We start from the raw sequence: 13,500 nt of genomic DNA on the forward strand, positions 1-13,500 counted from the left end.
TCAGCCCCCGGCCTGTGCGGTGTACGTGCTGCCGGTGTCCTGCGAGTACGGCGAGCCTTCCCACTCGCCGACCTCGAGGATGCGGTCGGTCGTGTACGCGATGAAGGTCCACGGCCCGGCGTAGCTGTTGTCGTGCCAGCGGTTGTCCTGCTTGTACGTGATCGCCTCCTGGACCACGTCACCCTTGTACGGCGACCAGTCCGGGTAGCTGCCGAAGTTCGAGAGCAGGCCCATCCGGCCGCACGACGCCTGGCAGCCGACGACGGCCGGGTCCAGCACGAACTTGTTGTCGTGGATGTCGACGTGCTGGGTCTTCCAGCGGCAGTCGCTCAGCAGCGGCCCGCTCGCGATGGCCGGGTCCGCGCACGTCTTGACGTTCGGCACCAGCCGGGTGCAGTCCCCGGACGAGGTGTTGGCCGGGCTGTTGCAGTACCGGTCGGCGTTCTCCCACAACGTGATCCCGGACCAGTTGTTCTCCAGGTAGTTGCGGGAGATCTCGATCTTCGCCGTCCGCGCCTTGATCCGCGGCTCGCCACCGGACTCGGAGATGTAGATCGCCGGGGTCGGGAAGTTGTCGCCCTTGTCGGCGTACCTGCGGCCGTCGACCCAGTTGTTCTTGCGGATCGTGTTGTCGCGGATGATCGCGTTGTAGCTGATCTCGTAGATCAGCGCAGCGCTGTCGTTGTCCTCGATGAGGTTGCCCTCGATGAGGAAGTCGTTGTTGTTCGTGTCGGCCCACAGCCCGGTGCCGTGATTGTCGTGCACCCAGTTGCCGCGCACGTCGGCGCCGTTGACGTCCCAGAACTTGACGCCGCCGGTGCAGCCGCAGCCGTCGACCTTCGCTTCCCAGTCGCCGGTGTTGTTGCCGGCGATCTCGTTGCCCTCGACGACCAGCGCGGTGATCGGGGTGGCCCCGGAGAAGGCGTTGATCCCGTACTGGCCGTTGCGGCGCAGGCAGTTGCCGCGCACCTGCTGGCGCGCGCCCGCCATCAGGCCGGCGCCGTCGTTGTCCTGGATGGTCGAGTGCTCGATCACCCAGCCGTCGCCGGAGTCGTGGTTGACCACGCCTTCGTCGCGGGGCGCGGCGAAGCCCTGCACTGTCAGGTAGGTGAGCTTCACGTTCGCCCCGTGGCCGGTGAACGCGTACTGGTTGATCTTCCGGCCGTCGACGACCGCGCCGGGGGCACCGATGTAGGCGTCGCCGTCCTTGGGCGAGACCTGGTCGTACTTGTCGTCGCCGAGGATGTGCTTGCCCGGCTTGAGCCAGAAGGTCGTGCCGGGGCCGGCCGAGCGCGTCTTCGCAGCGAGGTCGCCCGGCACCGCCGGGTCGACGACGACCGCGCCCGCCGGGGCCGTCGCCGGGCCGGCCGGTTCCTTGTCGCAGACCGCCGCGACCGACCCGCTGGGCGCCGGGGTCGCCTGGGCCGGGCCGGTGGTGTCCGGGCCACTGGAGCACGCCGCGACCGTGAGGAGGACGCCGAGCAGCGGGGCGGCACGGCGGAGTCGGGAGCGGCGGGCTGTCACGGGCGGGTCCTAACTGAAGCGGAGCAGGGTGGCGAGGAGTCCGGCGGGGCCGGAGCCGACGAGGGTGGTCGAGGGCTCCTTGCGGCCGAAGCCCGCGGAGTACCAGCCGAGGGGCGGGTCGATCTCACCGCGGTGGGCCGTCCACGACAACTCGGGCGGCAGTTCCACGACGGCGGTGTGCACCGGGGCCACGGAGCCGGTGGAGGTGCCCGGCCAGCTCAGGTGCGCGACGTTCCCCTCGAGCCGGACGGTGACCGCCGGGCCGAGGTGGAATGCCAGGCGCGCGGCCGGGCCGGTGTCGCCGAGCACTTCGTCGACGATCTTGAGCACGTCTCCGTCGAGCTCGACCGTGCGGCGGTGGACCGCGGGCGCGTACCCGTCGTGGGCCGCCGTCCAGCGGGAGGGGCCTTCGTCGGGCGTGCGCACGTCGAGCACCTTCGTGACCGCGTGCCGCGTCCACAGGAACGGGCCGCCGGACACCGACTGGTCGGTCCCGCCCAGCTCGAGGGTGTTGTGGCCGAGCGTCGACCGGAAGTACGACCGCCACCGCGGCTCGCCGTGGTAGCAGAAGGTGCCCGGATCGGCCAGGATGTCGACACCGTCGTGGCGGACCTCCACCGACAGCGCGTCCGCGTGGGCGTGCGCGGCGATCGACAGGAAGCCGTGCGGCCCGCCGTCGCAGCGGGCCCAGATCCGGCCCGACCGCAGGATCGTCATGCCCGCGTCCCGCAGGTGCGCGGGACGGCGGCCGGGGCGGACACCAGAGGCCCGCGGGGTGCGCGAAGCGAGGGAAGCCAACAGCGGCGTGCGAACGTCCTCGGCCGGGATCGGCGGCCACCAGTCGAGGCGCCCGAACAGCGCTTCGCCGGTCGCCAGCAGCGACGCCCAGCGGTCGGTCTCGAGACCGTCGACGATCAGGCCGAAGCCGTCGTCGGCGTCGCCCTGCCTCGGCGGCCGGAGCCGGTTGTCCACAATGGACGCCAGCGCGTCGGTCATCCGGAGCAAGACGTCCCACGTCGAATCCGGTACCGGCGTGCCCGCCGCGTCGGCCTCGACCGCCGCGGCCAGCCCCAGCTCCAGCACCAGGCCGTGGTACTCGGACGCCAGTTCGGCGTTCAGCCCCGAGTCGAAGGTGTTGCGGCCGAGCTGGATGTCCAGCGACCGCATGGCCTCGGTCCGCCAGCGCGGCGACTCCGGGAACCAGCCGAACGCGCACGCCGCGGCCAGCAGCCCGGCGTCCTCGGCGATGACGTGGTTGTTCGCCGACGAGCCGTGGCTGCGCAGGGTCGAAAGCCAGTTCTGGTGGTGCCACAGCTGGAGCTGGAAGTCCGGGTTGTCCTCGAACAACTCCGCGGCACCGGCCCAGCCGTCGAGCAGGCGGCGCGTCCAGACCCACGACAGCAGGCGGATGCCCAGCTCGATGCCACTCACCCAGTGCGGCCCCCGCAGCGGCGGGTTCTCCGCCCACCACGAACGGAGGTGCGCGGCCACGCGCGAGGCGTAGTCCGAATTCCCGGTCAAGGCGTACGCCGCGGCCAGCACGGTCAGGTGCTGGTGGCGCGACGGCTCCCAGATCTGCTTGATGTCGCCGACCGTGTCCTCCGACCGGTACGGCACGTCGAAGGCGTACACGTCCGAAGGCGCGCGGCGGCCGGTCTTCGGGTCGAGGAACCAGTCCGGCGACTCGAGGTCCGAGCGGACCACGCCGAAGTACTCGGCGCGGCCGGCCATCAGCTCGTCGGCGGTGGCCAGCAGCCGCTTGACGGCCTCACCGGACACCTTGCCCAGCACGCCTTCCGGCAGCGCGGCCGTGAAGCGCGGGTGCGACGGCCAGTCGGGCGGGGTGGGCAGCGCGCTCCGCCACTGCCGCTGGACGACGGCGTGCCGTGCACGGCCGACGACCTCCGCCGGCCCCATCCGGGACAGCCGGCGCAGGTACCAGCCGGGTCCCATCATGTCCGGGCTCCTGCCTCTCGCGGCAGCTCCAGCCGGACCACCCTCACACGCGTCATGGCCGGGCACCCGCCTCTCTCGGCAGCTCCGGCGCGACCGACACCCGCACTCGTCATGCCGGGGCACCCGCCTTGCTCGGCAGCTCGATGCGGACCGGCGCCGCGTTCGAGACGCTCGCCTGCGCGGCGAGCGTGGCCAGCGTCGTCGCGGCCAGCGACGCCACCGGGATCGGCATCGGGCCACCCGTCCGCACCGCGGACAGGAACGCGTCCACCTCGGCGGCCTGCCCCTTGTCGCGGCCCTTCGGGATCCGCGAGCTGGCCCACTTCTTGCGCGAGTACACCGCCGCGCGCACGAAGTCGTCGAACTTGAGCACCTTGCCGTCGGCGGTGAGGTCCAGCGTCTCCTTCGGGAAGCCGGACGAGCCGGTCTCGGCGTAGGTGATGACGGCCGTCGAGCCGTCCGGGTAGCCGAGGGTCACCTGGAGATCCCCGGTCGCGTACACCGACACCGGGTCGGCGTCGAGCAGCCAGCTCACGGTGTCGATGAAGTGCCCGCCCTCACCGGCGAAGCGGGAGCCCTCGGTGGCGGTCTGGTTGTACCAGCTGCCGTGGTCGAGGCGGCCGGCGTTGACCAGGTACCGGACGGTCGCCGGGCCGACGCGCGGCCCGAACTGGCTGCGGGCCTCGTGCAGCAGCGGCGCGAACCGGCGGTTGAAGCCGACCTGGAGGCGGTCGTTGCCGGACTCCTCGATCGCGTCGAGGACCTTCTGCAGCTCCTCCGGGGACAGCGCCAGCGGCTTCTCGACGAACACCGACTTGCCCGCCAGCAACGCCTGGCGGGTCAGCTCGGCGTGCGAGCTGTGCCGCGTCACGACGAAGACGGCGTCGATGGCCGAGTCGCCGAGGACGTTGTCGATGTCGGTGGACGCGTCGGCGAAGCCGAACTTGCGCCGTGCGTTGGCGCCGGAGAGCGCCGACGTCGTCGCGACGTGCTTGAGCTGGACGTCGTCGCGCTCGACGAGGTGCGGCAGCAGCATCGACGACGCGTAGTTGCCCGCGCCGATGAAGCCGAGCCGCACGGGCTGCCCAGCCGGGAGAGGCGCGGCCTTGTGCTCGACCAGCCCGACCCGCGCGGACGTGACCACGGGCTCCGTCCGAGCTACCGCGTCCGGGTACCGGAACAGCACGGCGACGGCCTTGAGCTCGCCCTCGTTCAGCGCCTTGTACGTCGAAACCGCTTCGGAGAAGTCCGAGACGTGCGTGATCAGCGGCTCGACGTCGAGGCGGTCGCGCGCGATCAGGTCGAGGACGCACTCGAGGTTGCGGCGCTCGGTCCAGCGGACCTGGCCGATCGGGTAGTCGCGGCCCTCGAGCTCGTACGACGGGTCGTAGCGGCCCGGGCCGTACGAGCGGGAGAACCGGACGTCCAGTTCCTTCTCGTAGTAGGCGTTCCACGGCAGGTCGAGCTTGCACTTGCCGATGTCGATCACCCGGCCGCGGTCGCGCGACAGCTTCGCGGCCAGCTCCACCGGGTCGTTCGTGTTTCCGCCGGCGGCGAGGTAGGTCTGGTCGACGCCCGCGCCGTGGGTCAGCTCGTCCACGGCGGTGTCGACGATGCCCGACGCCGGGTGCGCGCAGGTCAGCGCGCCGAGGCTCTCGGCGAGCTTGCAGCGCTCCGGGTCGGGGTCGACGCCGACGACGCGCACGCCGGAGGACGCCAGCAGCTGCACGACGAGCTGCCCGATCAGGCCGAGCCCGATGACCAAGGCGACGTCGCCGATCTGCGGCTCGCCGCGGCGCACGCCCTGCATGGCGATCGACCCGACGGTGCCGAACGCCGCGTGCCGCGGGTCGACCCCGGCGGGCACGCGCGAGTAGAGGTTCTTGGGCACCCAGTTCAGCTCGGAGTGCAGCGCGTGCTCGTTGCCCGCGCAGGCCACGAGGTCGCCGACCGCGACGTCGGTGATGCCGTCGCCGACCTGCTCGACGATGCCGCAGAGCGAGTAGCCGAGCGGGGTGTAGGAGTCCAGTTTGGACGTCACCTTGCGGTAGGTCGCCGAGAGGCCGTTGGTGGCGACGCTCTGCATCACCTTCGCGACCTGGTCCGGGCGGGCCTTCGCCTTGCCCACCAGGGACATGCTGGCCTCGGACACCTTCATCATCTCGGTACCGGTCGAGATCAGCGAGTACACCGTCCGCACCAGCACGCCACCCGGCTTGCACGCGGGCTCCGGTACCTCCAGCAGTGCCAGCTCACCGCTCTTGTAGTTCTGGACTACCTGCTTCACTTCGCTCCCGCCAATGCGTTCCGGTACCAGTATTCGAGGGTCAAGACGTGCCACAGGTGCTTGCCGCGGTCCTCTTGGCCGGCGGCGTCCTCGGCGACCATGCGCTGCAGCGCTTCACGCCGGAGGAACCCGGACTCCACGAGCACGCCTTCGTTGACGACTTCGCGCACCAGCGGCGCCAGGTCGCGGCTCATCCACGCCCGCAGCGGCGCGCTGAACAGGCCCTTGGGCCGGTGCACGATCTCGCTCGGCAGGATGTTCAGGGCCGCGTTCTTCAGCGCCACCTTGCCCGCGCGGCCGACGATCTTCTTGTTCCCCGGGATCTTGAACGCCGCGCGCACCACCTCGACGTCGACGAACGGCGTCCGCACCTCGGTGGACGCGGCCATCGTCGAACGGTCGGTGTAGGTCAGGTTCAGCCCCGGCAGGAACATCCGCGAGTCGGCCAGGCACATGCGGTTGACGAAGTCGTCGAGCGCCTGGTCGTGGTACGTGTCGGCGTGCTCGGTCAGGACGGAGTCGACGTCGGCCGCGAGGTCCGGGTTCACCAGGTCGATCAGCTCGGTCCGGTCGTACATCGTGTAGCTGCGCCGGAACGCCGTCTCTTCGGGCAGTCCCGCGAAGGACAGGAACCGCTTCGCGAACCGCACCGACCGGTACCCGCGCTTGGCCGACGCCACCGGCAGCCGGTCCACCAGGGACTCCATCGGGCGGCGGACCGCGCCCGGCACCTTGTGGTAGCGCAGGGCGATCAGGTTCGCGAGGTGCTTGCGGTACCCGGCGAACAGCTCGTCGGCGCCCATCCCGGACAGCATCACCTTGACGCCGGCGTCGCGCGCGGCCGAGCAGATCAGGAACGAGTTGATCGCCGCCGGGTCGCCGATCGGCTCGTCGAGGTGGTAGGTCATCTTCGGCAGCAGGTCGAGCACCTGCGGCGCGATCTCGATCTCGTGCAGGTCGACGCCGAACTGCTGCGCCACGATCCGGGCGTACTTGAGGTCGTCCGGCATGGCCTCGAACTTGGCGTCCTCGGCGCGGAACCCGATGGTGTACGCGGAGATCCCCGGCTGCGACCGCGCGGCCAGGGCCGTCAGGTAGCTGGAGTCCAGGCCGCCCGACAGGAACGTCGCGACCGGGACGTCGGAGATCAGGTGCTTGGCGGTCGACTCGGCGATCACCTCGTGCAGGTCGACCTCGCCGTCGAAGGCCGCGCCCTCCTCGGCGACCTCGCGCAGCGACCAGAACCGGCCGCGGTCGACCTGGCCGTCCGGGCGGCAGCGCAGCCACGTGCCCGGCTGCAGCTTCTCCGCGCCCTGGTAGGCGCAGCGGCTGTCGGGCACCCAGTAGTAGAGCAGCGACGCGATCAGCGCGGCGTTGTCGACCTGCAGCGACCCGCCGAGCTCACCGGCCAGCGCCTTCAGTTCGGAGGCGAAGGCGACCCCGCCGTTGCGCCGCACGAAGAACAACGGCTTGATGCCCAGCTGGTCGCGGACCAGGAACAGCTCGCCGGTGCCCTCCTCGAACAGCGCGAAGGCGAACATCCCGCGGAGCTTGGGAAGGCAGTCCGTGCCCCAGCGCCGCCACGCCTGCAGCAGCACCTCGGTGTCGGACGTGCCGCGGAAGCGCACGCCGGCGGCTGCCAGCTCGGTCCGCAGCTCGGGCGCGTTGTACAGCTCGCCGTTGTAGCTCAGGGCGAGGCCGTCGAGGACCATCGGCTGGGCGCCGGTCTCGGTCAGGTCGACGATCGAGAGCCGCCGGTGGCCCAGGTGGACCTCGCCGGTGCCGGCACGGTGCTCGTAGCGGCCGGAGCCGTCCGGCCCGCGGTGGGCCAGCGTCTTGGTCAGCCGGTCGGTGAGCGGCCCGCCGTCCGGCCAGAGGTAGGTGCCTGCGATGCCGCACATCTCGAGAAGGTCCCCTTCGGTAGCGGCGCGCAGAGGTCAGGAGACCTCCGCGCTCGTTTCTGGCTCGAGCTCGGCGTTCAGTTCGCCTTTGTGCGCCGGTTCGCCGTGGTCGCGCTTGAACGGCGTCGGCCGCTTCGGCGGCTTGACCGGGGCGAACTTCTTCGTCGGCGCGTCCAGGTGGTCTCCGACGCTCACCTTGCCCGGCTCCGGCAGCGGCGCAGGGGGCTTGGCCGGCGGCGGGACGACCGGCCGGACCGGCGCGATCCGCCGCGTCGGCGGCTCCGCGACCGCGACGCGCTCGGCGATGCGGGCGGCCAGTTCGTCGATGCGGTCGTCGTGCTCGACGACCGGAACGCGGTGCGGGGCGGGGGCCGCCTTCGCGCGGCCGCGCAGGGCCGTGTGCAGGCCGTCCCACAGCGTGCCGTCGGACTTGTCGCGCGGGTCCGGGTCGACCAGCACCACCCCGACGATCGGAATCTGCTGGTCGGCGAGCTGCCGCGCGACGGTGTGCAGCCACAGCGTGTTCGCGTGCCCGGCCTTGACGACCAGCACGGTCTCCTTGCCGAGGTGCTCCAGATCCGTCCACGCCGTGCCCGGCGAGACCGTGCCGACACCGACCCGGCGCTCGTCCGGTCCGGCGTCCGGGTCGCCGGCACCGACGACGGTGATCTCGCTGTGCGTTTCGGTGGCGAGCTTGCGGACGTCCTCGCCCGGCAGGTCGTCGAGGACGCTCGCCTTGCCGTCGGCGGCGAGCTCCCCGGCGATGTCGAGGGCGAGCGCGGCGGCGATCTTCGGGGCGCCGAGCTCCAGCAGCGAAACCCCGTGCTCGTCCTTCTTGATCGCGCGCACCAGCGTCGTCGCGACGCGCTGGCGTTCGGACACCGCCCGCGAGCGCTGCCACAGCCGGGCGGGGCCCCGGCGCTTCGACGGCAGCTGGGCGAGCACGGACGCACCGAGGTGCGTGGAGATCTCGCGGCGCAGCACCGGCCGGTCGCGCGACACCGCGCCGACGGCGGCGATCGCGAGGCCCAGTGCCAGGCCGAGGGCGAGGCCGATGCCACCGTTGGTCGCGGTGGTCTTGAGGAACGCCTTCGGCAGCGCGCGGGGCGCGTCGACGATCTGGGTGCCCGCGGCGACCTGCGGGCTGCCGATGCCGGCCTGCTGGGCGCGGGAGTCGAAGTCGGAAATCTGCGACGCGAGCGCCGCGCGGCGGCCGTAGAGGCCCTCGAGGGTGCTGGCGTTGGCGTTGCGGCCCTTGCCGGTCTCGTCGGAGATCTGCTGGTCGACCTTGGCCAGCTCGTCCTGGGCGTTCTTCCGCTGGTCGAGGATGGCCTTGGACTGCGCGGCCGCGGCGGCCTGGCTGCGCTGGACGTGGTCGGCGATGAACGTGTCGGCCAGCGCCTTCGCCTGCGCCACGGCCTCTTCGTTGCTCTTCGCCTTGACGGTGATCTGCATGACGTTGTTCGTCAGGCCCAGCCCGGCGTAGTTCTTCATGAACTCTTCGGGCGACTCGGTGCTGTTGATCTTCTTCAGCGCGCCTTCGGCGATCTGGGTCGTCGACAGCACGGCGACGTCGGTGCGCATCAGCGTGCCGCTGTCGGTCGGCGAGTCGTCCTGGTGGACCACGATCACCTTGGTGACCGCGGTCGGCGGCGCGGGCAGCAGGATCGCCACCAGCGCCCCGGCGATCAGGCCGAGCAGCGCCGTGGCCAGCCAGAGCCGCCGGCGACGGCGGATCGCGACGAACAGGCGCTGCAGGTCGATGAGGGGGGCGGTTTCCGTGGGTGTGGTCACGCCGAACCTGCCAGGGCTTTCTCGGGGGCTTCCGCCACGGGTTCGGCCTCCGGCCCGGACGGCCGGACGGGATGGGTGAGGACCGCGCCGACGACCTCCTGGCCCGCGTCGGCACAGGCTTCGGCGAGCCGGACGAGCTCCCACGCGGTGCGGGAGCCGGCGCTGAGCACCACCAGGACGCCGGAGCCGGGGCCGGCGTCGGGCACCGTCGGCCGTCCGGCCACGAACTCGAAGGTCCGCAGCGGCACGGACAGCCGGTCGGCCAGCTGCGCGAGCTGCCCGGCGGCCAGCTTGCCGGTCTCGTCGTCTTCGGCCACGAGCACCAGCACGTCGGCAGGGCCGGTGGCCAGCCGGGCCAGCACCCGGCGGTAGCGGATGCCGCGGTTGACCTCGTCGGCCGAGGTCTCTATCGGCGGCAGCACCCACGGCCGGTCACCGCCGAGCAGCCGCCGCACCTTCCCGTAGAAGCCGGTCGCCGGGAGGCGGTCGCCCTGCGGCGTCGTGACGTCGACACCGGCCAGGATCGGCGAGCCGAGCGCCGAAGCGATCTCCGGCTCGCCCCGCAGCCGCCGGTCGGAGCGCGCGGCGAACAGGTGCCCGAACACGCCGGCGAGGAAGAACAGGACCGCGCCGCCGGCGACGAGCTGGAGCATCGTCGGGGCGGCTGGCCCGGTCGGACGCTCGGACGGCCCCAGCACCACGGTGTTGCCGATGCCCGTGGCGAGGTCGGCCTGGTTGAGGTCGTTGATCGCCTGCTCCAGCGACGTCCGCAGGCCTTCGAGCTGCGTACGGACCTGGACGCTCTCGACCGTGAGGTCCCCGCCGACGGACTTGGCCAGGTCACTGATCTTCTGCGTGGTCAGCTGGACCTGCTGGCGCAACGACTCGCGCTGCTCCTGGGCCAGCTGCACCGACGCGTCCGCGGAGTTGCTGGCCAGCTGGCCGGAGTACTTGACGAACTGCTGCGCGACCTGGTCGGCGAGCTGCTGGGCGTGCTCGGCGGTGTCGGCCGAGACGGTGATCGTCACGACGTTGCCGTTCGCCACCGACGCGGTGACCTGCTTCTTCAGGTCGGCGCCGCTCGGGTGCCACGGCAGCACGGCGGCGGCGCGGTCGAGGACGACCGAGCTGGTCGCGACCTCGGCCTGGGTGAGCAGCTCGTCCGCCTGGCGCGGTCCTTGGAGTAGCACGCTCGACGAGGTCTGGTAGCCGGGCGAGAAGAGCACCGACGCGCCGGCGCCGACCGCCGCGCCCAGGACGGCGAGGGCGATCAGCAGCCGCCAGCGCCGTCTGAGGACCTGCCCGATCAGGGCCAGGCGCACCGTGTCGTCAGTCAACGGCGGTATCTCCATTCCTGAGCGGGTACGCCGAACGGATTCACATGATCGGCCGGTTACCCGATCCGTCGTCGAGCCGCGAGCTTTGGTTACAGGTCTGGTGAGTTCTTGACCTAACGGCGATCAGGACTTCACGGCGTGCTCATACGCGGCGAGCAGGTTCTTCGCCGAGTTCTCCCACGAGAGCGCGCCGGCCACCCTGGCCTGCCCGAGCTTGCCCATCCGGACCCGCTCCTCCGGGTCGTCCAGCAGCTGCGAAACGAGCTTCGCGAACGCCGACTCGTCGTTCGCCGGGGCGTAGACCGCCGCGTCGCCCGCCGAAACGCGCGCTTCGCGCAGTTCGAACGAGACGATCGGCTTGCTCATCGCCATGTACTCCATGACCTTGTTCATCGTGGAGACGTCGTTGAGCGGGTTGAGCGGGTCCGGCGACAGGCAGACGTCGGCGGTGGAGAGATAGCGGACCAGGTCCTCGTCGGGGATCCGGCCGGTGAACTCGACCTGGTTGGCCAGCCCGAGCTTCGCCGAGAGCGCCACCATGTCGTCGAAGGCGTCGCCGGAGCCGACGAACACCGCGTGCCAGTCGGTGCGCCCGATCTCGTCCCGCAGCTTCGCGAGGGCGCGCAGGGCGTAGTCGACGCCGTCCTGCGGGCCCATCACGCCGAGGTAGGCCAGCAGGTACGGCTTGCCCTTCTTCAGCTCGGGCTCGGCCGGCACCTCCTTGAACCGCTCGACGACCGGGGCGCTGCGCACCACGAAGACGTCCTCGGGCTTCTTGCCGCCACGGATCCGGGCGACCTGCTTGTAGCTCTCGTTCGTCGAGATCACGACGTCGGCGGCGCGGTAGGTGGCGCGTTCGAGCGCGCAGACCCCGCGGTAGAGCAGGTCCTGCCCGCGGTCGAAGCGCGAGAGGTACAGCTCCGGGCAGAGGTCGTGCTGGTCGAAGACGAACCGCGCGCCCCGGCGCTTCAGCACCTTCGCGACCAGGTACAGCAGGTCCGGCGGGTTGCAGGCGTGCACGACGTCGACCGGGCCGACCTTCCGCGCCAGCCGCAGCGTGTGCCACAGCGCGCTGCCGTACTCCTGCAGGTAGCCGGCGGGGCCGCCGGTGGCCGCTTTCAGCGGGTACCGGTGGATGTGGACACCGTCGACGAGGGCTTCGGCCTCGGTGTCGCGTTTCGTGCCCTGCGGGCAGATCACGTGGACTTCCCACCCGGCGTCGCGCAGGGTCGTGGACTCCTGCCACACCCGCCGGTCGAAGGGAACGGAGAGATTTTCGACGAGGATGAGCGCTTTACCAGGCAAGGCCGGCGTATCCCTCTTCAAGGCGACGCTCGGCGGCGTCGGGCAGGCGGACGAGGTCGATGAGCGGCCGGTCGCCGCTGTGCGGCAGGGCCGCCAGCACGTCCGGGTCCTTGGTGCCGACGAGCAGGACGTCGGCGTGGTCCATGACTTCTTCGACGGACCCGGCGAGCAGCTGGCCGAGGTGCGGCAGCCGGCCCTCGATGTACTCACGGTTGGCGCCCATCAGCCGCGAAAGGCTGACGTTGGCGTCGTAGATCTTGAGATCGAAGCCCTTGCCGAGCAGCTTCTCCGCCAGCTCGACCAGCGGGGACTCGCGCAGGTCGTCGGTGCCCGGCTTGAACGACAGCCCGAACAGCCCGACCTTGCGCTTGCCGGTGCGCGCGACCAGGTCGAACGCGCGCTGCAGGTGGTCGGCGTTCGACGCGAGCACGTGCGACAGGATCGGCACGCTGACGTCGGCGCGGTGCGCGGCGTAGACCAGCCCGCGCAGGTCCTTCGGCAGGCAGGAGCCGCCGAACGCGAACCCGGGCTTGAGGTACGCCGGGCTGATGTTGAGCTTGGTGTCGGCGAGGAAGACGTCCATCACCTGGTGCGAGTCGAGGCCGAGCGCCCGGCAGACCGCGCCGAGCTCGTTGGCGAACCCGATCTTCAGGCCGTGGAAGGAGTTGTCGGCGTACTTCGTCATCTCCGCGACCGGGATCGGCACGCGGAAGACGGGGCCGGGCAGGCCTTCGTAGAGCGCCGCGACGGCGTCGCCACTGGTGGCGTCGAACTCGCCGATCACGGTCTTCGGCGGGTCGAAGAAGTCGCGGACGCTGGTGCCCTCGCGCAGGAACTCGGGGTTCACCGCGACACCGAAGTCGACGCCCGCCGTACGGCCCGAGGACTTCTCCAGGATCGGGATCAGCAGGTCCAGACAGGTGCCCGGCAGCATCGTGCTGCGGAAGACGACGGTGTGCCGCTCGCTCTTGGCCGCGATCGCCTCGCCGATCTCCTCGGCGACGCGCTCGAGGTAGACCGTCGACAGGCTGCCGTTCGGCGCCGACGGCGTGCCGACGCAGACCAGCGAAATCTCGCTGTCGGCGACGGCTTCCGCGACGTCGGTCGTGGCTCTCAGCGCGCCACTCGCGACGACTTCGGCGGTCAGCTCGCCGATCCGCTCCTCGACCACCGGGGCCTTGCCCTGGGTGATGAGGTCGATCTTGACCGGGTTGACGTCCACGCCGACCACCCGGTGCCCTTGCCCCGCCAGGCACGCGGCGGAGACACAACCGACGTAACCGAGCCCGAAGACACTGATCTTCACGCCAAACCTCCGCTATTCCGCGCGACCCTCAAGTTGGTCGGCGAGACCCCCTGGATCGTTACCGCCGGGGCGGCGAACGGGGTAAAGCGT

8 protein-coding genes are annotated in these 13,500 nt (G+C 71.2%); all 8 read right to left on the bottom strand.

What is annotated here, in order from left to right; genetic code table 11:
* A complete protein-coding gene (locus tag QRX60_RS08460) occupies positions 1–1,524 on the bottom strand; it encodes a right-handed parallel beta-helix repeat-containing protein (protein WP_286000216.1) in 1,524 nt (507 codons plus the stop codon).
* 9 nt (positions 1,525–1,533) lie between these two features.
* A complete protein-coding gene (locus QRX60_RS08465) occupies positions 1,534–3,480 on the bottom strand; it encodes a heparinase II/III family protein (RefSeq protein WP_286000217.1) in 1,947 nt (648 codons plus the stop codon).
* A gap of 109 nt (positions 3,481–3,589) precedes the next feature.
* On the bottom strand, positions 3,590–5,767 hold the full coding sequence (locus tag QRX60_RS08470; RefSeq protein WP_286000218.1) for a bi-domain-containing oxidoreductase: 2,178 nt from the start codon (positions 5,765–5,767) through the stop codon (positions 3,590–3,592).
* The gene (gene asnB, locus QRX60_RS08475) at positions 5,764–7,668 is read right to left on the bottom strand and encodes an asparagine synthase (glutamine-hydrolyzing) (protein ID WP_286000219.1); all 1,905 of its coding nucleotides are present in this window, start codon (positions 7,666–7,668) and stop codon (positions 5,764–5,766) included. Before asnB ends, QRX60_RS08470 begins: the two co-directional genes overlap by 4 nt.
* A 36-nt stretch (positions 7,669–7,704) precedes the next feature.
* Complete coding sequence (locus QRX60_RS08480; RefSeq protein ID WP_286000220.1) at positions 7,705–9,462, bottom strand: Wzz/FepE/Etk N-terminal domain-containing protein; 1,758 nt, start codon at positions 9,460–9,462, stop codon at positions 7,705–7,707.
* Positions 9,459–10,814, bottom strand: coding sequence for a GumC domain-containing protein (locus tag QRX60_RS08485; RefSeq protein WP_286000221.1), 1,356 nt, complete (start codon positions 10,812–10,814; stop codon positions 9,459–9,461). The genes QRX60_RS08480 and QRX60_RS08485 overlap by 4 nt, the downstream gene beginning before the upstream one ends.
* 108 nt (positions 10,815–10,922) lie before the next feature.
* The gene (locus QRX60_RS08490) at positions 10,923–12,104 is read right to left on the bottom strand and encodes a glycosyltransferase family 4 protein (RefSeq protein ID WP_286000222.1); all 1,182 of its coding nucleotides are present in this window, start codon (positions 12,102–12,104) and stop codon (positions 10,923–10,925) included.
* On the bottom strand, positions 12,094–13,410 hold the full coding sequence (locus tag QRX60_RS08495) for a nucleotide sugar dehydrogenase (RefSeq protein ID WP_286000223.1): 1,317 nt from the start codon (positions 13,408–13,410) through the stop codon (positions 12,094–12,096). The genes QRX60_RS08490 and QRX60_RS08495 overlap by 11 nt, the downstream gene beginning before the upstream one ends.
* Between the last annotated feature and the right edge of the window lie 90 nt (positions 13,411–13,500).

Origin of the sequence: Amycolatopsis mongoliensis, assembly GCF_030285665.1 — a bacterium.
Taxonomy (GTDB): Bacteria; Actinomycetota; Actinomycetes; order Mycobacteriales; family Pseudonocardiaceae; genus Amycolatopsis; species Amycolatopsis mongoliensis.

What these genes read in the sequence shown, in the direction of transcription:
- QRX60_RS08465 (WP_286000217.1), bottom strand. Translation starts at nt 3,480, where the DNA reads ATGATGGGACCCGGCTGGTACCTGCGCCGGCTGTCCCGGATGGGGCCG.
- asnB (WP_286000219.1), bottom strand. Translation starts at nt 7,668, where the DNA reads ATGTGCGGCATCGCAGGCACCTACCTCTGGCCGGACGGCGGGCCGCTC.
- QRX60_RS08485 (WP_286000221.1), bottom strand. Translation starts at nt 10,814, where the DNA reads ATGGAGATACCGCCGTTGACTGACGACACGGTGCGCCTGGCCCTGATC.